Origin of the sequence: Ideonella sp. WA131b (assembly GCA_023657425.1) — a bacterium.
GTDB lineage: Bacteria > Pseudomonadota > Gammaproteobacteria > Burkholderiales > Burkholderiaceae_C > Rubrivivax.
Map to the genome: position 1 here is coordinate 261803 of JAGTJW010000001.1, position 20592 is coordinate 282394.

Here is a 20592-nt window from a genome sequence, read left to right on the forward strand (position 1 = left end):
GCCCGCACCATCCCGCGACTTCGCTCAGGGCCTCACACGGCCCTCCAGGCTGGCCTGCATCGAGCGCTTTCGGCTTGTTTCGCATGCTGCGTCCGGCACTCCCGGAACGTCAGGATCGGACAACGCCGGAGGCTGGTTTGCCGGTCGTTTTCCACTGGCTGGCAAAAGCTTTGCTGCTAGGAGCATGGGCGCGCGGCCGAAACGCTTTGCCTGCACCCCGAGGTGGTGTCAAGCCCGCCCAACGGGGCCCGGTCGCGCACGGCGCGGCGCTATCGTGAAGGCTCTTGCGGAACATCGGGGTCGGGCAGGCCGAGGAGTGGGCAACTTGGGATTCCTGGACATCTTGCTGGGGCGCAAGCACCCGCCGGTGATCGGGCTGGACATCAGCTCGTCCAGCGTCAAGCTGGTCGAGCTCGACCAGACCGTGTCGGGCGAGTATGTGCTCGAGCGTTTCGCGTCCGAACCTTTCGATAAGGGATGGATCACAGACGGCCAGATCGAGAAGTTCGACGAGGTTGCCGGCGCCGTGAAGCGCGTGCTGCAAAAGAGCGGCACCAAGACGCGCCACGCTGTCCTGGCCATGCCCCAGAGCGCGGTGATCACGAAGAAGATCATGCTCCCTGCCGGCCTGCGCGAGGAGGAAATGGAGATCCGGGTCGAGAGCGAGGCCAACCAGTACATCCCGTTCTCTCTGGACGAGGTGAGCCTGGACTTCTCAGTGATCGGCCCGAGACCCACCAGCGCTGGCGACGTCGAGGTGCTGATCGCGGCCAGCCGCAAGGACCGGGTCCAGGACCGGCAGGGCCTGGCCGAGGCCGCCGGTCTCAAGCCCGTGGTGCTGGACATCGAGAGCCACGCCTCGCGGCTGGCCATGAGCCGTGTCGTCAGCGCGCTGCCCAACGAGGGGCGCGACGCGCTGGTGGCCTTGTTCGAGCTCGGCGCCGACACCACGAGCCTGAAGGTGCTGCGCGATGACGAGTTGCTCTACGACCGCGATCAGGCCCTCGGTGGCAGTCAGCTCACCCAGCTGATCAGCCGCCAGTACGGCTTCAGTTTCGAGGAGGCCGAGGCCCGGAAACTCAGCACGGAACTGCCCGAAGACTACGAGAACACCATCCTCGCGCCCTTCGTGGACAGCCTCAGCCAGGAGATCGGCCGCGCGCTGCAGTACTTCTTCACCAGCACGCCGCACCACAAGGTCCACTATGTGATGCTGTCCGGCGGCACCGCCACGTTGCCGGGCCTGAAGGACCGCGTCACCGAACTCACCGGCTTCGCCTCCAGCGTCGTCAACCCCTTTGAGAACATGCAGCTCGCCGCGGCGGTGCGCGAGAGCCGGGTGCGCCGTGAGGCGCCGTCGTACCTCACGGCCTGCGGGCTGGCGATGCGGAGGTTCCCGCCGTGATCCTCATCAACCTCCTGCCTCACCGCGAGGTGAAGCGGGCCCAGAAGAAACGCGCCTTCTTCGTCGGCCTGGGCGGCAGCGTCGTCGTCGGGCTGCTGATCGCCAGCACCTGGTACACCTGGCTGCAGCAGATGACGGCAGCGCAGAACGGCCGCAACGACTTCCTCAAGGCCGAAATCGGCCGGCTCGACGCGCAGATCAAGGACATCGCCACGCTGCGCCAGGAAATCGAGGCGCTGAAGGCACGCCAGCGGGCGGTGGAAGATCTGCAGACCGACCGCAACGTGCCGGTGCACCTGCTCAATGAGTTGACCAGCCAGACACCCGAGGGCGTGTACCTCACGGCCATCAATCAGCAGGGCCAGACGGTGACCATCCGCGGCATCGCGCAGACCAACGAACGCGTCTCGGAATTGCTGCGCAACACCTTCTACAACTCGCCCTGGCTGGAGAAGCCGGACCTCATTGAGATCAAGGCCACCACGCTGGGCGCGGGGCGCGAGGCACGTCGCCTGTTCGAGTTCCAGTTGCGCCTGACGCTCAAGCGGCCCCGGCCCGCGGCGCCGGCCAAGTCGTCCTGAGGGCGCCATGGCCAGGACCGCAACGCCCAGCTTCGAAGCCAGCAGGCTGCTGGCGCATGCCGCAGGCCAGTTCCGCAACCTCAACCGCAAGGAGCCAGGGCAGTGGCCGACGCTGCCCCGGCTGACCGCCTGGCTGGGCGGGGCGATCGCTGCCGTCGCGCTGGGCTGGTTCATGGTCAACCGGACTGCCACCGCAGAGCTCGAGGAGGCGCGCGCCGCCGAGCCCCGATTGCAGACCGACTACGTCTCGCGCTTGCGCCAGGCCGTCAACCTCGGCGAGCTGCGCAAGCAGAAACTGCAGGTGCAGGAGTACGTGACGCAGCTCGAGAAGCAACTGCCGGGCAAGGCCGAGATGGACGCGCTGTTGTCCGACATCAACCAGGCCGGCCTTGGGCGCGGTCTGCAGTTCGAGCTGTTTCGCCCCGGCCAGGTGCAGGTCAAGGAGTACTACGCGGAGCTGCCGATATCGATCCGCGTCAACGGCCGCTACCACGACCTCGGCTCGTTCGCTGCCGACATCTCCAACCTGTCGCGCATCGTCACGCTGCACAACCTGGCGATCGCACCCACCCTGCGCGAGCCCTCGGGCAACTTGTCGATGGAAGCCACGGCCCGCACCTACCGCTACCTCGACGCCACGGAGATCGCCGAGCAACGGGACGCCGCTGCGGCGCGCAGCAACCGGGGAGACCGCAAATGAAGCCCCAGCGCCCCCGGGTGCCGCATCCGGCGAAAGCCGGCATGCTGCTGGCCGCGGCGCTGCTGGCGGGCTGCAGCGCCGACCACGACGAGCTGCGCCAGTGGACGGAGCAGCAGCGCCGCGACATCAAGCCCAGCATCACGCCGCTGCAGCCGCCAAAGAAGTTCGACCCCGAGCCCTACACCCAGTCGCAGGCTGTCGATCCCTTCAACAGCCAGAAGCTCAGCGCCGCCCTCAAGCAGGAGGCGAGCGCGCCGAGCTCCCTGCTGGCGCGACAGGTCAACCGCCGCAAGGAACCCCTCGAGGCCTTCCCGCTGGACAGCATGACGATGGTCGGCAGCCTCGTGAGGCAGGGGCAGGGCTATGCGCTGCTGCGCATCGACATGCTGCTCTACCAGGTTCGCGTGGGCGACCACATCGGGCAGAACCACGGCCGGATCACGGGGATCTCCGAAACCGGGATTACATTGACGGAGACGGTCCAGGACGCCGGAGGTGAGTGGATCGAGCGTCCTGCCACACTGCAGCTCCAGGACCGGGCGCGATGAGGAAATCTGAGGAGCAACCCACGATGTTCCATTGGCCATCCTGTCGTGCCGCTCTGGTGGTGCTGGGAACCGCCGCGCTGGCGGTCGCGGGGCCTGGTCTGGCCTGGGCGCAGAACGCGATCCGGTCCATCACCAGCAGCCAGCAGGCTGGAACGGAAGTCGTTCGCATCGAGCTCTCGCAGCCGCTTTCGGCGGTGCCGGCAGGCTTCTCGGTGCAGTTTCCACCGCGCATCGCCATCGACCTGCCCGGCGTCAGCAACGACATCGGCCGCAACCTTGTCGAGGTCAACCAGGGCAACCTGCGCTCGGTGGCGGTGGCCCAGGGCGGCGATCGCACGCGGCTGGTGCTCAATCTCAAGCAGGCCTCGGGCTACCGCGCCCAGTTGCAGGGCAGCACGCTGCTGCTGGTGCTCGACCTCGGCGGCCCGGCTGCCGAGCCGGTGGCCGTCGCCCCGGTGGCGCCAACCTCGGGCGGGGGCAGCTTCGCGACATCGCAGAACGCCGAGAGCCTGCCGCTGCGCGACATCGACTTCCGCCGCGGCAGCGACGGCGCCGGCCGCGTCATCGTCGCCCTGCCCAGCACGCAGGTGGGTGTGGACATCCGTCAGCAGGGCCAGAGCCTGGTCGTCGAGTTCCTGCGGACTTCGCTGCCCGAGGCGCTGCGCCGCCGCCTGGACGTGACCGACTTCGGCACGCCGGTGCGCACCGTGGCCACCTTCCAGAACGGCGACCGCGTGCGCATGGTGGTCGAGCCCACCGGCGCCTGGGAGCACAGCGCCTACCAGACCGACAACCAGTTCGTGCTGGAAGTCAGGCCGATGAAGGTCGACCCGAACAAGCTCACACAGGGGCCTGGCTTCAGCGGCGAGAAACTGAGCCTGAACTTCCAGAGCATCGAGGTCCGTGCGCTGCTGCAGGTGATCGCCGACTTCACCAACTTCAATGTCGTCACCTCCGACACCGTCACCGGCACGGTCACGCTGCGCCTGAAGGACGTTCCCTGGGACCAGGCCCTGGACATCATCCTGCAGAGCAAGGGCCTGGGCGTGCGCAGGAGCGGCAATGTGCTGTGGATCGCACCGAAAGAGGAGCTGACGGCCAAGGAGCAGATTGAGCTGGAGTCGCGCAAGAAGATCGCCGACCTGGAGCCCACCCGCACGCAGTCGTTCCAGCTCAACTACACGCGGGCCGAGGACGTGGCCAAGGGCATCACCGGCCAGACGCTGGTGGCCAGCGGCAGCAGCCCAGGCGGCAACCAGCCCGGGCGTATCCTCAGCCCGCGCGGCAGCGTGCTGTTCGAGTCGCGGACCAATCAGCTGTTCGTGACCGACGTGCCGGGCAAGCTGCAGGAGATCCAGGAGCTGATCGCCAAGATTGACATCCCGGTGCGGCAGGTCCTGATCGAGGCCCGCATCGTCGAGGCCGACGACAGCTTCGGCCGCAACCTGGGCGTCAAGTTCGGTGCCACCGACGCGCGCGGCGCGCCCACGCGGGCCGGCGTCAGCATCGGCGGCACGTATGACGCGATCGGCGTGCAGACCGGGCAGCTCCAGGGGCCCATCGACTTCCAGCCGAACTCGCAGTTCGTCAACCTGCCGGCCGGCGGCATCGGCGGCGCCAGTGCGGCCACCTTCGCACTGAGCTTGTTCGGCGCTTCGGCGAACCGCTTCCTGAACCTGGAGCTGTCGGCCCTGGAAGCCGAAGGCAAGGGCAACATCGTCTCGAGCCCGCGCGTCATCACCGCCGACCAGCGCGAGGCGCTGATCGAGCAAGGCGAGGACATCCCCTACCAACAGGCCACCAGCAGCGGGGCCACCTCGGTGTCGTTCAAAAAGGCCACGCTCAGCCTCAAGGTCAAGCCGCAGATCACGCCCGAGGGCAACGTGATCCTCAACGTGGAGGTCAACAAGGACAGCCGCGGCGAGCTGACCACCGCAGGCCCGGCCATCAACACCAAGCGCGTGACCACCGAGGTGCTGGTCGAAAACGGCGGCACGGTGGTGATCGGGGGCATCTTCACGCAGGACGAGCAGAACCGCGTCAGCAAAGTGCCGCTGCTGGGCGACATCCCTTTCGTCGGCGCGCTGTTCCGCAGCACCGAGCGCAGCACGCGCAAAACGGAACTGCTGGTCTTCATCACGCCCAAGATCGTGACTGACCGCTCGGCTGCGCGCTGATGCGACAGCGCCAGAACCATGCGACGGGCCCGACGCTTGGCATTGACGGCGGCGCCGTCTTGACCACCGCCTGACCATGCCGCTGACCGTTTCTCTGGTGGGCATGCCCGGCTGCGGCAAGTCCACCGTCGGCCGCCACCTGGCCCGCCAGCTGGGCCTGGTCTTCGCCGACAGCGACGCCGAGGTCGAGTCGCGGATCGGCATGCCGATCCGAGACTTCTTCGCGCAGCACGGCGAGGAGCGCTTCCGCGACATCGAGCAGGACGTCATCGACGAGCTCAGCGCGCGCCGCGGGCAGGTTCTGGCCACCGGCGGTGGCGCCGTGCTGCGCCCATCCAACCGGGATGCCCTGCACTCGCGCACGCACGTGCTGTACCTGCGCGCCACGCCGGACGAGCTTGCGCGCCGGCTGCGCCACGACACCCAGCGCCCGCTGCTGCAGGTGGCCGACCCGCTGGCCCGGCTGCGCGAGCTGTTCCGCGAGCGCGATCCGCTGTACCGCCGCACCGCGCACTTCGTGATCGAGGCCGCCCGGCCCTCGGTACCGGCCCTGCTGAGCATGGCGCTGATGCAGCTGGAGGTGGCCGGGCTGGTCGATCCAGGCCGGCCCGTACACTGACAGGGTATGAACCCGCCCCAGCCTGCGCCGCGTGTCGTCGCGGTGCGAACGCCCAGCAAGCACTACGACATCCTCATCGGCAGCGGCCTGCTGTCGGAGCCGGGCACGTGGCGGGGGCTGCCGCCTTGCAGCCATGCCGTGCTGGTGAGCAACCCGACCGTGTTCGCCCTGCACGGCGAACGCGTCCTGGCCACGCTGCGCGGCCTGGCGCCGCGCGCCAGTCACCTGCTGCTGCCCGACGGCGAGGCCTACAAGGACTGGCAGCACCTCAACCGGGTGTTCGACCACCTGCTGCGCGAGGGCTGCGACCGCAAGGCGATGCTGTTCGCGCTCGGCGGCGGCGTCGTGGGCGACATGACCGGCTTCGCCGCCGCCTGCTACATGCGCGGCGTGCCTTTCGTGCAGTTGCCGACCACGCTGCTGGCGCAGGTGGACTCGTCGGTGGGCGGCAAGACGGCCATCAACCACCCGCTGGGAAAGAACATGATCGGCGCGTTCCAGCAGCCCGAGCGCGTGGTCTGCGACCTGGCCACGCTGGCCACGCTGCCCGCGCGTGAGCTGCGTGCGGGGCTGGCCGAGGTCATCAAGTACGCGCCCATCGCCGACGCGGCGCTGCTGGACTGGCTCGAGGCCCATCTCGACGCCCTGCTGGCCGGTGAGGCCGAGGCCCTGGCAAGGGCCGTGCAGCGCTCGTGCGAGATCAAGGCCGAGGTGGTGGGCGGTGACGAGCGCGAAAGCGGCCGCCGCGCCATCCTGAACTTCGGCCACACCTTCGGCCACGCCATCGAGGCCGGCCTCGGTTACGGCCAGTGGCTGCACGGCGAAGCCGTGGGCTGCGGCATGGTGATCGCCGCGTCGCTGTCGGCCGACCTGGGCCTGGTGCCGCGCGGCTGGGCCGACCGCATCGCACGGCTGGTCGAACGCGCCGGGCTGCCCGTGATGGCGCCCGACCTGGGCGCCGAGCGCTGGTTCGAGCTGATGGCGGTGGACAAGAAGGCCGAGGCCGGCGACATCCGCTACGTGCTGCTCGACGGCATGGGCCAGGCCACGCTGCGCGCCGTGCCGCGACCGCTGATCGAGGCTGCCCTGCGCCGGCATGTCGCGGTGCCGCACACCGGCGCCGCGCTGCCCGCTTGAACACCGTGCTGGCGCCCTGGGCCAGCCATCCGCAGCGCTCGCGCGGGCGCCGCATCGCCGAGCCGCCGTCGCCGCCGCGCACCGAGCACCAGCGCGACCGCGACCGCATCGTGCACAGCAATGCCTTCCGGCGCCTGGTCTACAAGACGCAGGTCTTCATCAACCACGAGGGCGACCTGTTCCGCACGCGGCTGACGCACTCGCTGGAGGTGGCGCAACTCGGCCGCTCGGTGGCACGCGCCCTGGGCCTGAACGAGGATCTGGTCGAGGCCATCGCGCTGGCCCACGACCTCGGCCACACGCCTTTCGGCCACGCCGGGCAGGACGCGCTGGCCGAGTGCATGGCCGCGCACGGCGGCTTCGAGCACAACCTGCAGAGCCTGCGCGTTGTCGACCGGCTGGAAGCGCGCTACGCCGCCTTCGACGGCCTGAACCTCAGCCTGGAGACGCGGGAGGGTGTCCTCAAGCACTGCAGCCGCCGCCACGCGGAGCGGCTGCTGGCCGAGGAGCCCGACGGGCCGGCCCGGCGTTTCGTGCACGGCGGCTCGCCCAGCCTGGAGGCCCAGCTCGTCAACGTGGCCGACGAGCTGGCCTACAGCGCCCACGACGCCGACGACGGCGTGCGCTCCGGGCTCCTCACGCTGGAGCAGTTGCTCGCGGTGCCGCTGGTGGCGCACCACCACGCCGCGGTGCAGGCCGCGCACCCGGGCCTGGACCCCCGGCGGCAGCTGTATGAGACGCTGCGCCGCATGCTCTCGGCGCAGGTGCACGACCTGATCGCGCACACCCGCGCCGCCTGCGAGGCCGCAGCCGCCGAAGGCGGGCTCGACGCCGACGGCGTGCGCGCGCAGCCGCCGCTCGTGGGCCTGTCGCCGGCACTGCGCGAGGCCTCGCTGGTGTTGAAGCGCTTCCTCTTCCAGCACCTGTACCGGCACCCGCAGGTGGTGGAGCGCACCGGCCTCGCGCGCCAGGTGTTGGCCGAGCTGTTCGCGGCCTACCGAGCCGCGCCCGGCGAGATGAGCCCGGACTACGCCCGCGCCTCGCAAGACCCGGCGCGCACCGTGGCCGACTACGTGGCCGGCATGACCGACCGTTTTGCGCTGCGCGAGCACCACCGGCTGACGGGCCGGCGCGTGCTCGACTGGTGAGCACACACTGACCGTGGCACGCCTGCCTCGCCTCGCCCTGGCCGGCCGCGTGCACTGGTTGCTGCAGCGCGGGCTGAGCGGCCGCGCGGTGTTCGAGGACGACGTCGACCGCGACGCGTATCTCGGGGCCTTGCGCGAGTCCGCTGCCGCTGCCCACGTGCGGCTGCACGCCTTTGCACTGGCCGACCACGAGGTGCAGCTCGTGGTGACGCCGGACGACACCGCGGGGCCAAGCCGGCTGATGCAGGCGGTGGGCCGGCGCTACGTGAGTGCCCACCACCGCCGCCACGGCGGCAGCGGCACCTTGTGGGATGGCCGCTTTCGCTGTGCCGTCGTGGAACCGGGTGCCACGCTGCTGGCGGTGCTGACGCTGGTGGACGGACACGCCACCGAGCCCGGGCAAGGCAGCGGGGCACACCGCACCGGCCAACCGGAGCGCCGGGTGCCGCTGGCTGACCCACCCGAGGTGTGGGCGCTGGGCAACACCCCATTCGAGCGCGAGAGCGCCTGGCGCCGCCGCCTCGAGGCCGGCCTGCCCGCCGCGCAGCGTGAGTCCCTGCTGTCGGCCTTGCGCGGCGGCTGGGCGGTGGGATCGGCCGCATTCGCCGAGGCGCTGGCCGAACAAGTGGCGCGGCCGACAAGGCCGCGACCCAGGGGCCGGCCGGCCGGCCCGCCGCGCCGCGCCGCCGTCTGACACCGCACCCCGACGCACCGCACGGGTGCGGCTCGCGGGCACCCGCGCCTGGACGTGGTGCTGGCCGCACCGAGCGGATCACGAAATATGTCCCCATTTAATCCGAACGGACGCCAGACTTCCTTGTTTTGGAGTCTGACCCCGTTTATTTATGTTTGCGGGTGATGTTGCACTGCGATACCCTGCCGCGCCGCTGGCCATGAGGCCACCGCTGCCGCCCGTGCCGCCCTTGGCGCGGCGGTTCCAGGAGACCGACATGACTGCTGCACGCTCCCTGCCGATTGCGCCTGCCGAGGGCCTTGCCGCCGACCAGACGCCCGCCGACGCCCGCCGCGACGCCGCCGAGCACGGCCTGTACAGCCCGCAGCACGAGCACGACGCCTGCGGCGTGGGCTTTGTGGCCCACATCAAGGGGCACAAGGCTCACGGCATCGTCGAGCAGGGCCTGAAGATCCTGGAAAACCTCGACCACCGGGGCGCCGTGGGGGCCGATGCGCTGATGGGCGACGGCGCCGGCATCCTGATCCAGATTCCCGACGAGTACTACCGCACCGAGATGGCAGCCCAGGGCGTGGCGCTGCCGCCGCCCGGCGAGTACGGCGTGGGCATGATCTTCCTGCCCAAGGAGCACGCCTCGCGCCTGGCCTGCGAGCAGGAACTCGAGCGGGCCGTCAAGGCCGAGGGGCAGGTGCTGCTGGGCTGGCGCGACGTGCCCGTGGACCGCGACATGCCCATGAGCCCCACGGTGCGCGCCAAGGAGCCGGTGATCCGCCAGGTGTTCATCGGCCGCGGCCCGGATGTGATCGTGCCCGACGCGCTGGAGCGCAAGCTCTACGTCATCCGCAAGACGGCCTCCGCGGCCATCCAGGCGCTGAAGCTCACGCACAGCCGCGAGTACTACGTGCCCAGCATGAGCTGCCGCACCGTCATCTACAAGGGCCTGCTGCTGGCCGACCAGGTGGGCGTGTATTACAAGGACCTGGCCGACCCGCGCGTGACCAGCGCCCTGGCCCTGGTGCACCAGCGCTTCAGCACCAACACCTTCCCCGAGTGGCCGCTGGCGCACCCCTACCGCTTCGTCGCGCACAACGGCGAGATCAACACCGTCAAGGGCAACTTCAACTGGATGCGCGCCCGCGAGGGCGTGATGAAGTCGCCGGTGCTGGGCGACGACCTGAAGAAGCTCTACCCCATCAGCTTCGAGGGCCAGAGCGACACCGCCACGTTTGATAACGCGCTGGAGCTGCTCACGATGAGCGGCTACCCGCTGGCGCAGGCCGCGATGATGATGATCCCCGAGGCCTGGGAGAACCACGAGCTGATGGACGAGCGCCGCCGCGCGTTCTACGAGTACCACGCGGCCATGATGGAGCCCTGGGACGGCCCGGCCGCGATGGTGTTCACCGACGGCAAGCAGATCGGCGCCACGCTGGACCGCAACGGCCTGCGCCCGGCGCGTTACATCGTCACCGACGACGACCTCGTGGTGATGGCCAGCGAGTCCGGCGTGCTGCCGGTGCCCGAGAGCCGCATCGTCAAGAAGTGGCGTCTGCAGCCGGGCAAGATGTTCCTGATCGACCTGGAACAGGGCCGCATCGTCGACGACGAGGAGCTGAAGAACCAGTTCGCGAACGCGCGCCCGTACCGGCAGTGGATCGAGAACGTGCGCATCCGCCTCGACAGCATCGACGCCGCCGGCACGCCCGAGCCGCACCGCGAGACGCTGCTCGACCGCCAGCAGGCCTTCGGCTACACCCAGGAAGACCTGAAGTTCCTGCTCTCGCCCATGGCCGCCAACGGCGAAGAGGCCATCGGCAGCATGGGCAACGATTCGCCGCTGGCGGTGCTGTCCGACAAGAACAAGCCGCTCTACAACTACTTCAAGCAGCTGTTCGCCCAGGTCACGAACCCGCCGATCGACCCGATCCGCGAGGCCATCGTGATGAGCCTCAACAGCTTCATCGGGCCGAAACCCAACCTGCTGGACATCAACGCGGTGAACCCGCCGATGCGGCTGGAGGTGACGCAGCCCATCCTCGACTTCGACGACATGGCCCGCCTGCGCGCCATCGAGTCGCGCACGGGCGGCAAGTTCAAGAGCTGCACGCTCGACATCACCTACCCGCGCGCCTGGGGCCGCGAGGGCGTGGAAGCCCAGCTCGCCAGCCTGTGCGCCGAGGCGGTGGACGCCATCAAGGGTGGGCACAACATCCTCATCGTCTCCGACCGGGCCATTGCACGCGACCGCATCGCCATCCCCGCCTTGCTGGCGCTGAGTGCCGTGCACCACCACCTGGTGCGCGAGGGCCTGCGCACCACGGCCGGCCTGGTGGTGGAGACCGGCAGCGCACGCGAGGTGCACCACTTCGCCGTGCTGGCCGGCTACGGCGCCGAGGCCGTGCACCCGTATCTCGCGATGGAGACGCTGCTGGAGCTGCACCAGTCGCTGCCGGGCAAGCTCGATGCCGACAAGGCCCTGTACAACTACGTCAAGGCCATCGGCAAGGGCCTGTCGAAGATCATGTCCAAGATGGGCGTGAGCACCTACATGTCGTATTGCGGCGCCCAGCTCTTCGAGGCCATCGGCCTGGAAAAGGCCTTCGTCGACAAGTACTTCCGCGGCACGGCCAGCCAGGTGGGCGGCATCGGCGTGTTCGAGGTGGCGGAAGAAGCCTTGCGCATGCACGTGGCCGCCTTCGGCAACGACCCGACGCTGGCCACCATGCTCGATGCCGGCGGCGAGTACGCCTGGCGCGTGCGCGGCGAGGAGCACATGTGGACGCCCGACGCCATCGCCAAGCTGCAGCACAGCACGCGCGTCAACCGGTGGGACACCTACAAGGAATACGCCCAGATCATCAACGACCAGAGCCGCCGCCACATGACGCTGCGCGGCCTGTTCGAGTTCAAGGTCGATCCGGCCAAGGCCATTGCGCTCGACGAGGTCGAGCCGGCGGCCGAGATCGTGAAGCGCTTCGCCACGGGTGCGATGTCGCTGGGCAGCATCTCCACCGAGGCGCACAGCACGCTGGCCATCGCCATGAACCGCATCGGCGGCAAGAGCAACACCGGTGAAGGCGGCGAAGACCCTGCGCGCTACCGCAACGAGCTCAAGGGCATCAAGATTGCGGCCGGCACCAGGGTGTCGGACGTGATCGGCGCCAAGGTCATCGAGGCCGACTACGCGCTGCACGAGGGCGACAGCCTGCGCAGCAAGATCAAGCAGGTGGCTTCAGGCCGCTTCGGCGTCACCACCGAGTACCTGGTGAGTGCCGACCAGATCCAGATCAAGATGGCCCAGGGCGCCAAGCCCGGCGAAGGCGGCCAGCTGCCCGGCGGCAAGGTGAGCGAGTACATCGGCTTCCTGCGCTACAGCGTGCCCGGCGTGGGCCTCATCAGCCCGCCGCCGCACCACGACATCTACTCGATCGAGGACCTCGCCCAGCTGATCCACGACCTGAAGAACGCCAACCCGCGCGCCAGCATCAGCGTCAAGCTGGTCTCCGAAGTCGGCGTGGGCACCATCGCGGCCGGCGTGGCCAAGTGCAAGGCCGACCACGTGGTGATCGCGGGCCACGACGGCGGCACCGGCGCCAGCCCCTGGAGCAGCATCAAGCACGCCGGCACGCCCTGGGAGCTGGGCCTGGCCGAGACGCAGCAGACCCTGGTGCTCAACCGCCTGCGCGGCCGCATCCGCGTGCAGGCCGACGGCCAGATGAAGACCGGCCGCGACGTGGTGATCGGCGCCCTGCTCGGCGCGGATGAGTTCGGCTTTGCCACCGCCCCGCTGGTGGTGGAGGGCTGCATCATGATGCGCAAGTGCCACCTCAACACCTGCCCGGTGGGCGTGGCCACACAAGACCCGGTGCTGCGCAAGAAGTTCGCCGGTAGACCTGAGCACGTCGTCAACTACTTCTTCTTCGTCGCCGAAGAGGCGCGCCAGATCATGGCGCAGCTGGGCATCCGGACCTTTGACGAGCTGATCGGCCGCGCCGACCTGCTCGACACCAAGAAGGGCATCGAGCACTGGAAGGCCCGCGGCCTGGACTTCGGCCGCGTGTTCCATCAGCCCGCCATGCCGGCCGAGGTGCCGCGCCACCAGGTGGACGAGCAGGACCACGGTCTTTCCAAGGCGCTGGACCTCAAGCTCATCGAGCGCTGCAGGCCGGCACTGGAGCGCGGCGAGAAGGTGCAGTTCATGGAAGACGCGCGCAACCGCAACCGCAGCGTCGGCGCCATGTTGTCGGGCGAGCTCGTGCGCCTGCGGCCCGAGGGCCTGCCCGACCACACCATCTTCATGCAGATGGAGGGCACGGGCGGCCAGAGCTTTGGCGCGTTCCTGGCCAGCGGCATCACGATGTACCTGATCGGCGACGCCAACGACTACACGGGCAAGGGCCTCAGCGGCGGGCGCATCGCCGTGCGGCCCAGCATCGACTTCCGCGGCGACGCCACCAAGAACATCATCGTCGGCAACACGGCCCTCTACGGCGCCACCAGCGGCGAGGCCTTCTTCCGCGGCGTGGCCGGCGAGCGCTTCGCCGTGCGCCTCTCGGGCGCCACCACGGTGGTGGAAGGCACCGGCGACCACGGCTGCGAGTACATGACGGGCGGCACCGTGGTGGTGCTTGGCAAGACCGGCCGCAACTTCGCCGCCGGCATGAGCGGCGGCGTGGCCTACGTGTTTGATGAGGACGGCCACTTCGCGCGCCGCTGCAACACCAGCATGGTGGCCCTGGACAAGGTGCTGCCACGCGAAGCGCAGGCCGGCCTGCCCGCCGCCGGCCTGCACCGCGAGCTGGCCGACGAGGCGCTGCTGAAGAAGCTGATCGAAGACCACCACCGCTGGACGGGGTCCTTGCGCGCCCGCGAGCTGCTGGACACCTGGGCTGAGTCGCGCGCGAAGTTCGTGAAGGTCTTCCCGCACGAGTACAAGCGCGTGCTGGCCGAGCGCGCCGCCCGCGCCAACGCCCCCGTTCGCCCTGAGCTTGTCGAAGGGCCCGGTGCTGCGCAAGGGCTTCGACAGGCTCAGCCCGAACGGATCTCTGGTCAGCCCGAACGGATCTCTGGTCAGCCCGAACGGATCTCTGGTCAGCCCGAACAGATCCCTGGTCAGCCCGAGCGGATCCCTGGTCAGCCCGAGCGGGCTCTTCTCAAGTAACTCTTCACCGAGCAAAGAACCATGGGCAAGGTCACCGGTTTCCTGGAGTACGAGCGCCTCGAAGAGGGCTACGAGCCCCCGCAGCAGCGCCTGAAGACCTGGAAGGAATTCGTCATCACGCTGACGGAGGACAAGGCCAAGGTGCAGGGCGCGCGCTGCATGGACTGCGGCACGCCGTTCTGCAACAGCGGCTGCCCGGTCAACAACATCATCCCGGACTTCAACGACCTCGTGTACCAGGGCGACTGGAAAGACGCCATCGAGGTTCTGCACCAGACGAACAACTTCCCCGAGTTCACCGGCCGTGTCTGCCCCGCGCCCTGCGAGGCCGCCTGCACGCTCAACGTCAACGACGATCCGGTCGGCATCAAGAGCATCGAGCACGCCATCATCGACCGTGCCTGGAGCCAGGGCTGGGTGCAGCCGCAGCCGCCGGCCGCGAAGACGGGCAAGAAGGTGGCCGTGGTGGGCAGCGGCCCCGCGGGCCTGGCCGCGGCGCAGCAGCTGGCCCGCGCGGGCCACGACGTGACCGTGTTCGAGAAGAACTCGCGCATCGGCGGCCTGCTGCGCTACGGCATCCCCGACTTCAAGATGGAGAAGTCGCACATCGACCGCCGCATCGATCAGATGCAGGCCGAAGGCGTGGTGTTCCGCACCGGCGTGCTGGTGGGCAACATGCCGGCCGAAGGCGCCGCGGCCAAGGTGACCAACGACGCCAGGGAAACCATCACGCCCGAGCAGCTGAGGGCCGGGTTCGACGCCGTGCTGCTGGCCTGCGGCAGCGAGACCAGCCGCGACCTGCCCGTGCCGGGGCGTGATCTGGACGGCGTGCACTTCGCGATGGAGTTCCTGCCGCAGCAGAACAAGGTGGTGGCGGGCGACAAACTCAAGAAGCAGATCTCGGCCGCCGGCAAGCACGTCATCGTCATCGGCGGCGGCGACACCGGCTCCGACTGCGTGGGCACCAGCAACCGCCACGGCGCGGCCAGCGTGACGCAGTTCGAGCTCATGCCGCAACCGCCCGAGCAGGAAGACAAGCCGCTCACCTGGCCCTACTGGCCCGCCAAGCTGCGCACCAGCTCCAGCCATGAGGAAGGCTGCTCGCGCGAGTTCGCGATCGCCACCAAGGCGTTCGTGGGCAGCAAGGGCAAGGTCACCGGCCTGAAGACGGTGCACCTGCAATGGCAGGGCGGCAGGATGACCGAGGTGCCCGGCACCGAGAAGGAGTGGAAGGCCGACCTCGTGCTGCTGGCCATGGGCTTCACGGCGCCCGTGTCCACGGTGCTTGAGGTGTTCGGCGTGGAGCGCGACAACCGCGGCAACGCCAAGGCGCCCACGGAAACCGAAGGCGCCTACCGCACCAACGTCGACAAGGTCTTTGCCGCCGGCGATGTCCGGCGCGGCCAGAGCCTGGTGGTCTGGGCCATCCGCGAAGGCCGCCAGGCCGCCCGTGCGGTGGACGAGTTCCTCCTGGGCGCGAGCACCTTGCCCCGCTGAAGCGGCCTTTCGCACCCGCACGAGGGCGCTTCATCGCGCCACCGTGTCCGGACTTTCCCTGCATGCCACAATCTGCGCCGCTCGTGCCGGGCTCCGGCACGCCTGACGGCTCGCCTTGTTCGACAAGCCCTTCATCGAGATCGATCACGTCACGTTCGGGTACGACAACACCCGGACCATCCTCTCCGACGTGTCGCTGAAATTTCCGCGCGGCAAGGTCACCGCCATCCTCGGTGGCTCGGGCTGTGGCAAGACCACGCTGATGCGGCTGATCGGTGGCGTGCACGCCGCTGACAAGGGCCGCGTGGTGTTCGACGGCGAGGTGCTCAACACCCGCGACAGCGCGCAGCTGTTCCGCATCCGCCGCCGCCTGGGCATGCTGTTCCAGTTCGGAGCGCTGTTCACCGACCTCACGGTCTTCGACAACGTGGCCTTCCCGATGCGCGAGCACACCCGGCTGCCCGAGTCGATGATCCGCGACCTGGTGCTGATGAAGCTCAACGCCGTGGGCCTGCGCGGCGCGGCCCACCTGCGCATCTCCGAGGTCTCGGGCGGCATGGCACGGCGCATCGCGCTGGCTCGCGCCATTGCGCTGGACCCCGAACTCATCATGTACGACGAGCCCTTCGCGGGCCTGGACCTCATCAGCATGGGCGTGGCGGCCAAGCTCATCCGCACGCTCAACGACACCACCGGCGCCACCAGCCTGGTGGTGAGCCACGACGTGCCGGAGTGCATGGCCATCAGCGACTGGGTGATCCTGCTGGCCAACCAGGGCCGCGTGGTGGCCCAGGGCACGCCGCAGCAGCTGATGAGCAGCGCCGACCCCGAAACCCGCCAGTTCGTGCGCGGCGAGCCGGACGGCCCGGTGAAGTTCCACTTCCCGGCGCGCGAGCTGGCCGAGGACTTCCTGCGATGAACCCCGCCGAGCAACTGCAGCGCCTGGGCGCCTGGGCGCTCGAGCAGTTCCGCGGCTGGGGCCATGCGGCCTACTTCGTGTTTGACCTGCTGCGCGTGCTGCCGCAGTCGCTGCGGCGCTTCGGTCTGGTGGTGGGCCAGATCTACGCCATCGGCAACCGCTCGCTGATCATCATCTGCGCCTCGGGCCTGGCGGTGGGCTTCGTGCTGGCGCTGCAGATGTACTACGCACTCGTGACCTTCGGCGCCACCGAGACCATGGGCCTGATCGTCAACCTGGCCCTCGTGCGCGAGCTCGGCCCCGTGGTGGCGGCGCTGCTGTTCGCCGGCCGCGCCGGCACCTCGCTCACGGCCGAGATCGGCCTCATGAAGGCCGGCGAGCAGATCTCGGCGATGGAGCTCATGGCCATCGATCCGCGCGCCCGGGTGCTGGCGCCGCGCTTCATCGGCGGCATCATCTCGATGCCGCTGTTGGCCATCTTGTTCTCGGCGGTCGGCATCATCGGCGCCTGGGTCGTGGCGGTGCTGCTGATCGGCGTGGACGCGGGCAACTTCTGGTCGATCATGCAGACACGCGTGGACGTCTGGCGCGATGTCGGCAACGGCGTCGTCAAGGCCTTCGTGTTTGGCGTCATCTGCACGTTGGTGGCGCTGTACCAGGGCTACGAAACCGAGGCCACGCCCGAGGGGGTGGCCTATGCGACGACACGCACCGTGGTGATCTCGTCGCTGTGGGTGCTGGGGATGGACTTCATCCTCACCGCGCTGATGTTCTCGACGCCCTGACACCACGGCGTCGGCACCACTGGAGAACCCGCTCATGGGACGAAAAGGGATCGAAACACTGGTCGGCCTGTTTGTGCTGCTGGGACTGTTGGCGCTGGTGTTCCTGGCCCTGCAGGCCGCCAACCTGGGGGCCAGCGGCGGCGGCGCCACCTATTCGGTGCAGGCGCGCTTCGACAACATCGGCGGCCTCAAGCCGCGTGCCCCGGTGCGTGTGGCCGGCGTCACCGTGGGCCGCGTCAAGAGCATCGGCGTCGACCCCAAGACCTTCCAGGGCGTGGTCACGCTGGACATCGAGAAGGCCTACAGCCTGCCCAAGGACACGGCGGCCAAGATCCTGACCTCGGGCCTGCTGGGTGATCAGTACATCGGCCTGGAGCCCGGCGGCGACGACGCCAGCCTGGCGGCCGGCGACACCATCGCGCAGACACAGAGCGCGGTGGTGCTGGAGAACCTGATCGGGCAGTTCCTCACCAGTCGGGCCGACAGCGCCGGCAGCGCCGGCGGCGCCGCCTCGGGGGCGAGCCCGTGAGCGCCCGGCCCCTGCTCGCTCCGGCGGCCCTGGCGGCGCTGCTGTTGCTCGGCGGCTGCGCCACCACGGGTCCGGCCACGCCGGGCGATCCATGGGAAGGCTTCAACCGCAAGGTCTTCGCCTTCAACGACGCCGTCGACAACGCCGTGTTGCGCCCGGTGGCCGAGACCTACCGCGACACCGTGCCGCAGCTCGTGCGCACCGGGGTCTCCAACGTCCTGGGCAACCTCGGCGACCTCTGGTCGGCGACCAACCACTTCCTGCAGGGCAAGGGCGCCAGCGGCCTTGAGCAGGGCATGCGCTTCCTCACCAACACCCTGTTCGGCCTGGGCGGCCTGCTCGACCCGGCCAGTGAGATGGGCCTGAAGCGCCAGAGCGAAGACTTCGGCCAGACGCTGGGCAAGTGGGGCCTGGGCCCCGGCCCCTACCTCGTGCTGCCGCTGCTGGGCCCGAGCTCGCTCCGCGACGGCATCGGCCGCGTGCCCGACATGGCCGCGTCGCCGTCGAACCTGTTCGACGACAGCAAGGTGAGCACGCTGACCACCGTGCTGACGGTGGTGGACGCCCGCGCCTCGCTGCTGGGCGTGACGGGGCTGGCCGACCGCGTCTCGTTGGACAGGTACAGCTTCTTCCGCCAGGGCTACCTGTCGCGCCGCCGTGACGCCGTGTACGACGGGGCGCCGCCGGCCGAGGCTTTCGAGGACATCGGCGACGATCCGCCGCCGGCCGCGCCGGCTCGCCCGGCACCGCCGCCGCGTCCCGCCCCCCGCTGAGGTGTGCACGACGCGCTGAACTCGCGCGCCGAGCGCGCATCGAAGGAACCCGCGCCCGCCGATTGGGCGCCCGACCCCGAAAGGAACGCCGTGTTTGCCACTTTCCGCCGCCTCGTCGCCTCGACGCTGCTGCTCGCCACCGGGGCCGCCCTGGCCTCTGCGCCAGCGCCCGACGTGCTGATCCGTCAGGTGTCCACCGAGGTGCTCGAGGCCGCCAGGAACGACAAGGCCATCCAGGCCGGTGACGTGGCCCGTGTCGCGGCCCTCGTCGACAGCAAGGTCATGCCGCATGTCGACTTCGAGGTCGTCACGCGCTCGGCCGTGGGCGTGCAGTGGCGCGGCGCCTCGCCCGAGCAGCGCAGCCGCCTGCAGGCCGAGTTCAAGCAGCTGCTGATCCGGGTCTACTCTGGCGCGCTGGCCGAGCTCAAGGACCAGACCGTGCAGATCACGCGCACGCAGCCGGTGCAAGGCAGCACGCAGGTGATCGTCCAGTCCGAGGTGCGCGGCAAGGGCGAGCCCATCAAGCTCGACTACCGCCTCGACCGCCGGGGCGCCGCGGGCGCCGAGGTCTGGAAGATCATCGACGTCAACGTGGCCGGCCTTTGGCTGGTGCAGAACTACCGCACGCAGTTCGCGCAGGAGCTCAGCAAGGGCGGCATCGACGGCCTGATCGCGGCGCTGACCGAACGCAACAAGGGCGGAAAGAGCTGAAGCCATGGCCGACAGCGCGCTGAAGCTGCCCGCCAGCGTCACCATCGACGAGACCGCCGCGCTGGCGGCTCAACTGCAGGCGAAGGCACAGGCCGGCAGCGGCTTGCTTCAAGTGGACGCCTCGGCCGTGGTGGCCTCGGACAGTTCCACCATCGCGTTGCTGCTGGAGGCCCGCCGCCAGGCCGAGGCCGCCGGCCGTGGCTTCGAGGTCCGCGGCGCTCCGGCCAAGCTGGTGGACCTGGCGCGCCTTTACGGCGTCGACGGCCTCCTGGCGCTGGCTCCCGCGTCGGCGCCGTCGTCGCCGTAGGGCGCTGCACCCGGCGTGGTCACGTAGCGCCGCTCGCGCAGGTTCTTCTTGACGGCCTGCAGCGCCGGCCGCAGCTGGGCCGAGCCCATGCGCAGCGCCACGCCGGTGGTGAGGATGTCGACGATCATCAGGTGCAGCAGCCGCGACACCATGGGGCTGTAGCGGTCGGCGTCCTCGGGGTGGTCGGCGGCGAGCAGGATGCCGCTGGCGCCGGCCACCCGGCTGTCCAGCGCCAGCGGCGAGCCGCTGGCCGTGATCGTGATGACCATGGCACCACGACGGCGGGCGATGTCGGCGACGTCGATCAGGTCCTTGCTGCGGCCGGAGTTGCTGATCACCACCGCCACGTCGCCGGGCTTGAGCATGGTCGCGCTCATCACCTGCACGTGGCTGTCGCTCACCGCATGGGCGTTGACGCCGAGGCGGAAGAACTTGTGCTGCGCGTCCTGCGCCACGATGCCGGAGTTGCCGACGCCGTAGAACTCGATGCGCGCGCCTTCGCCGCTGCGGCGGCCGGCGTCGGCCAGCGCGGCGATGGCGCGCTCCACGCTCTGGTGCGCGGCCGCGTTGCGGTAGCGCAGCAGCGCGGCCACGGCGTTGTCGACCACCTTGACGACGATGTCGCCGGCCTTGTCGTCGTCGTCGACCGAGCGGTGCACGAAGGGCACGCCCTCGTTGACGCTGCCGGCGAGCTTGAGCTTGAAGTCGGCCAGCCCGTCATAGCCCACGCTGCGGCAGAAGCGCACCACCGTGGGCTTGCTGACGTGGGCGCGCTCGGCGAGTTCGGCCACAGGCAGCGTCGCGAAACTGCGCGGATCGGCCAGCAGCAGCTTGGCCACGCGCTGCTCGGCCGGCGGCAGCGCAGGGATGGAGGCGCGGATGCGTTCGAGCATGGCCCCTC

The 20592-nt window shown here is 69.5% G+C and carries 17 protein-coding genes and 1 pseudogene; 17 read left to right on the forward strand and 1 reads right to left on the reverse strand.

Annotated elements, in window-relative coordinates:
- Window positions 1-184: 184 nt before the first annotated feature.
- The 17 genes and pseudogenes from KA711_01325 to KA711_01405 all read left to right on the forward strand — a co-directional run bounded on the left by KA711_01325 (window position 185) and on the right by KA711_01405 (window position 19691).
- Window positions 185-1405, forward strand: a complete 1221-nt coding sequence (locus KA711_01325) for a pilus assembly protein PilM (protein ID MCM0607626.1) — start codon at window positions 185-187, stop codon at window positions 1403-1405.
- Complete coding sequence (locus KA711_01330; GenBank protein MCM0607627.1) at window positions 1402-1986, forward strand: PilN domain-containing protein; 585 nt, start codon at window positions 1402-1404, stop codon at window positions 1984-1986. Before KA711_01325 ends, KA711_01330 begins: the two co-directional genes overlap by 4 nt.
- A 7-nt stretch (window positions 1987-1993) precedes the next feature.
- Entirely contained in the window at window positions 1994-2686 is a 693-nt protein-coding gene (locus tag KA711_01335) for a type 4a pilus biogenesis protein PilO (protein ID MCM0607628.1), read from the forward strand.
- Window positions 2683-3234, forward strand: coding sequence for a pilus assembly protein PilP (locus KA711_01340; GenBank protein ID MCM0607629.1), 552 nt, complete (start codon window positions 2683-2685; stop codon window positions 3232-3234). Before KA711_01335 ends, KA711_01340 begins: the two co-directional genes overlap by 4 nt.
- On the forward strand, window positions 3231-5411 hold the full coding sequence (locus KA711_01345; protein MCM0607630.1) for a type IV pilus secretin PilQ: 2181 nt from the start codon (window positions 3231-3233) through the stop codon (window positions 5409-5411). Before KA711_01340 ends, KA711_01345 begins: the two co-directional genes overlap by 4 nt.
- Before the next feature lie 82 nt (window positions 5412-5493).
- The gene (locus tag KA711_01350; protein ID MCM0607631.1) at window positions 5494-6030 is read left to right on the forward strand and encodes a shikimate kinase; all 537 of its coding nucleotides are present in this window, start codon (window positions 5494-5496) and stop codon (window positions 6028-6030) included.
- A 6-nt stretch (window positions 6031-6036) separates the two neighbouring features.
- Complete coding sequence (gene aroB, locus KA711_01355; GenBank protein ID MCM0607632.1) at window positions 6037-7167, forward strand: 3-dehydroquinate synthase; 1131 nt, start codon at window positions 6037-6039, stop codon at window positions 7165-7167.
- Window positions 7164-8315, forward strand: a complete 1152-nt coding sequence (locus tag KA711_01360; protein ID MCM0607633.1) for a deoxyguanosinetriphosphate triphosphohydrolase — start codon at window positions 7164-7166, stop codon at window positions 8313-8315. Before aroB ends, KA711_01360 begins: the two co-directional genes overlap by 4 nt.
- Window positions 8316-8328: 13 nt before the next feature.
- Window positions 8329-9009, forward strand: coding sequence for a transposase (locus KA711_01365; GenBank protein MCM0607634.1), 681 nt, complete (start codon window positions 8329-8331; stop codon window positions 9007-9009).
- Window positions 9010-9361: 352 nt separating this feature from the next.
- Window positions 9362-13963 (forward strand): annotated as a pseudogene (locus KA711_01370) (glutamate synthase subunit alpha).
- A 228-nt stretch (window positions 13964-14191) separates the two neighbouring features.
- Window positions 14192-15667, forward strand: coding sequence for a glutamate synthase subunit beta (locus KA711_01375; protein ID MCM0607635.1), 1476 nt, complete (start codon window positions 14192-14194; stop codon window positions 15665-15667).
- 115 nt (window positions 15668-15782) lie between these two features.
- Complete coding sequence (locus KA711_01380) at window positions 15783-16586, forward strand: ABC transporter ATP-binding protein (GenBank protein ID MCM0607636.1); 804 nt, start codon at window positions 15783-15785, stop codon at window positions 16584-16586.
- Entirely contained in the window at window positions 16583-17371 is a 789-nt protein-coding gene (gene mlaE / locus KA711_01385) for a lipid asymmetry maintenance ABC transporter permease subunit MlaE (protein MCM0607637.1), read from the forward strand. The genes KA711_01380 and mlaE overlap by 4 nt, the downstream gene beginning before the upstream one ends.
- A 34-nt stretch (window positions 17372-17405) precedes the next feature.
- The gene (gene mlaD, locus KA711_01390) at window positions 17406-17900 is read left to right on the forward strand and encodes an outer membrane lipid asymmetry maintenance protein MlaD (GenBank protein ID MCM0607638.1); all 495 of its coding nucleotides are present in this window, start codon (window positions 17406-17408) and stop codon (window positions 17898-17900) included.
- Window positions 17901-17911: 11 nt separating this feature from the next.
- Window positions 17912-18673, forward strand: a complete 762-nt coding sequence (locus tag KA711_01395; GenBank protein ID MCM0607639.1) for a VacJ family lipoprotein — start codon at window positions 17912-17914, stop codon at window positions 18671-18673.
- Between the two features lie 126 nt (window positions 18674-18799).
- Window positions 18800-19384 carry an ABC transporter substrate-binding protein gene (locus KA711_01400; GenBank protein MCM0607640.1) on the forward strand — a complete coding sequence of 195 codons (585 nt, stop codon included), beginning with the start codon at window positions 18800-18802 and terminating at the stop codon, window positions 19382-19384.
- A 4-nt stretch (window positions 19385-19388) separates the two neighbouring features.
- Window positions 19389-19691 carry an STAS domain-containing protein gene (locus KA711_01405; GenBank protein ID MCM0607641.1) on the forward strand — a complete coding sequence of 101 codons (303 nt, stop codon included), beginning with the start codon at window positions 19389-19391 and terminating at the stop codon, window positions 19689-19691.
- Here KA711_01405 and KA711_01410 read toward each other — a convergent pair.
- Window positions 19634-20584 carry an SIS domain-containing protein gene (locus tag KA711_01410; GenBank protein ID MCM0607642.1) on the reverse strand — a complete coding sequence of 317 codons (951 nt, stop codon included), beginning with the start codon at window positions 20582-20584 and terminating at the stop codon, window positions 19634-19636. The genes KA711_01405 and KA711_01410 overlap by 58 nt on opposite strands.
- Window positions 20585-20592 lie beyond the last annotated feature (8 nt).

Bases quoted from the DNA above. Each gene is read 5' to 3' on its own strand.
- KA711_01375 (MCM0607635.1), top strand. From the start codon at position 14,192: ATGGGCAAGGTCACCGGTTTCCTGGAGTACGAGCGCCTCGAAGAGGGC.
- KA711_01410 (MCM0607642.1), bottom strand. From the start codon at position 20,584: ATGCTCGAACGCATCCGCGCCTCCATCCCTGCGCTGCCGCCGGCCGAG.
- mlaE (MCM0607637.1), top strand. From the start codon at position 16,583: ATGAACCCCGCCGAGCAACTGCAGCGCCTGGGCGCCTGGGCGCTCGAG.
- KA711_01345 (MCM0607630.1), top strand. From the start codon at position 3,231: ATGAGGAAATCTGAGGAGCAACCCACGATGTTCCATTGGCCATCCTGT.
- KA711_01335 (MCM0607628.1), top strand. From the start codon at position 1,994: ATGGCCAGGACCGCAACGCCCAGCTTCGAAGCCAGCAGGCTGCTGGCG.
- aroB (MCM0607632.1), top strand. From the start codon at position 6,037: ATGAACCCGCCCCAGCCTGCGCCGCGTGTCGTCGCGGTGCGAACGCCC.
- KA711_01325 (MCM0607626.1), top strand. From the start codon at position 185: ATGGGCGCGCGGCCGAAACGCTTTGCCTGCACCCCGAGGTGGTGTCAA.
- KA711_01405 (MCM0607641.1), top strand. From the start codon at position 19,389: ATGGCCGACAGCGCGCTGAAGCTGCCCGCCAGCGTCACCATCGACGAG.
- KA711_01340 (MCM0607629.1), top strand. From the start codon at position 2,683: ATGAAGCCCCAGCGCCCCCGGGTGCCGCATCCGGCGAAAGCCGGCATG.
- mlaD (MCM0607638.1), top strand. From the start codon at position 17,406: ATGGGACGAAAAGGGATCGAAACACTGGTCGGCCTGTTTGTGCTGCTG.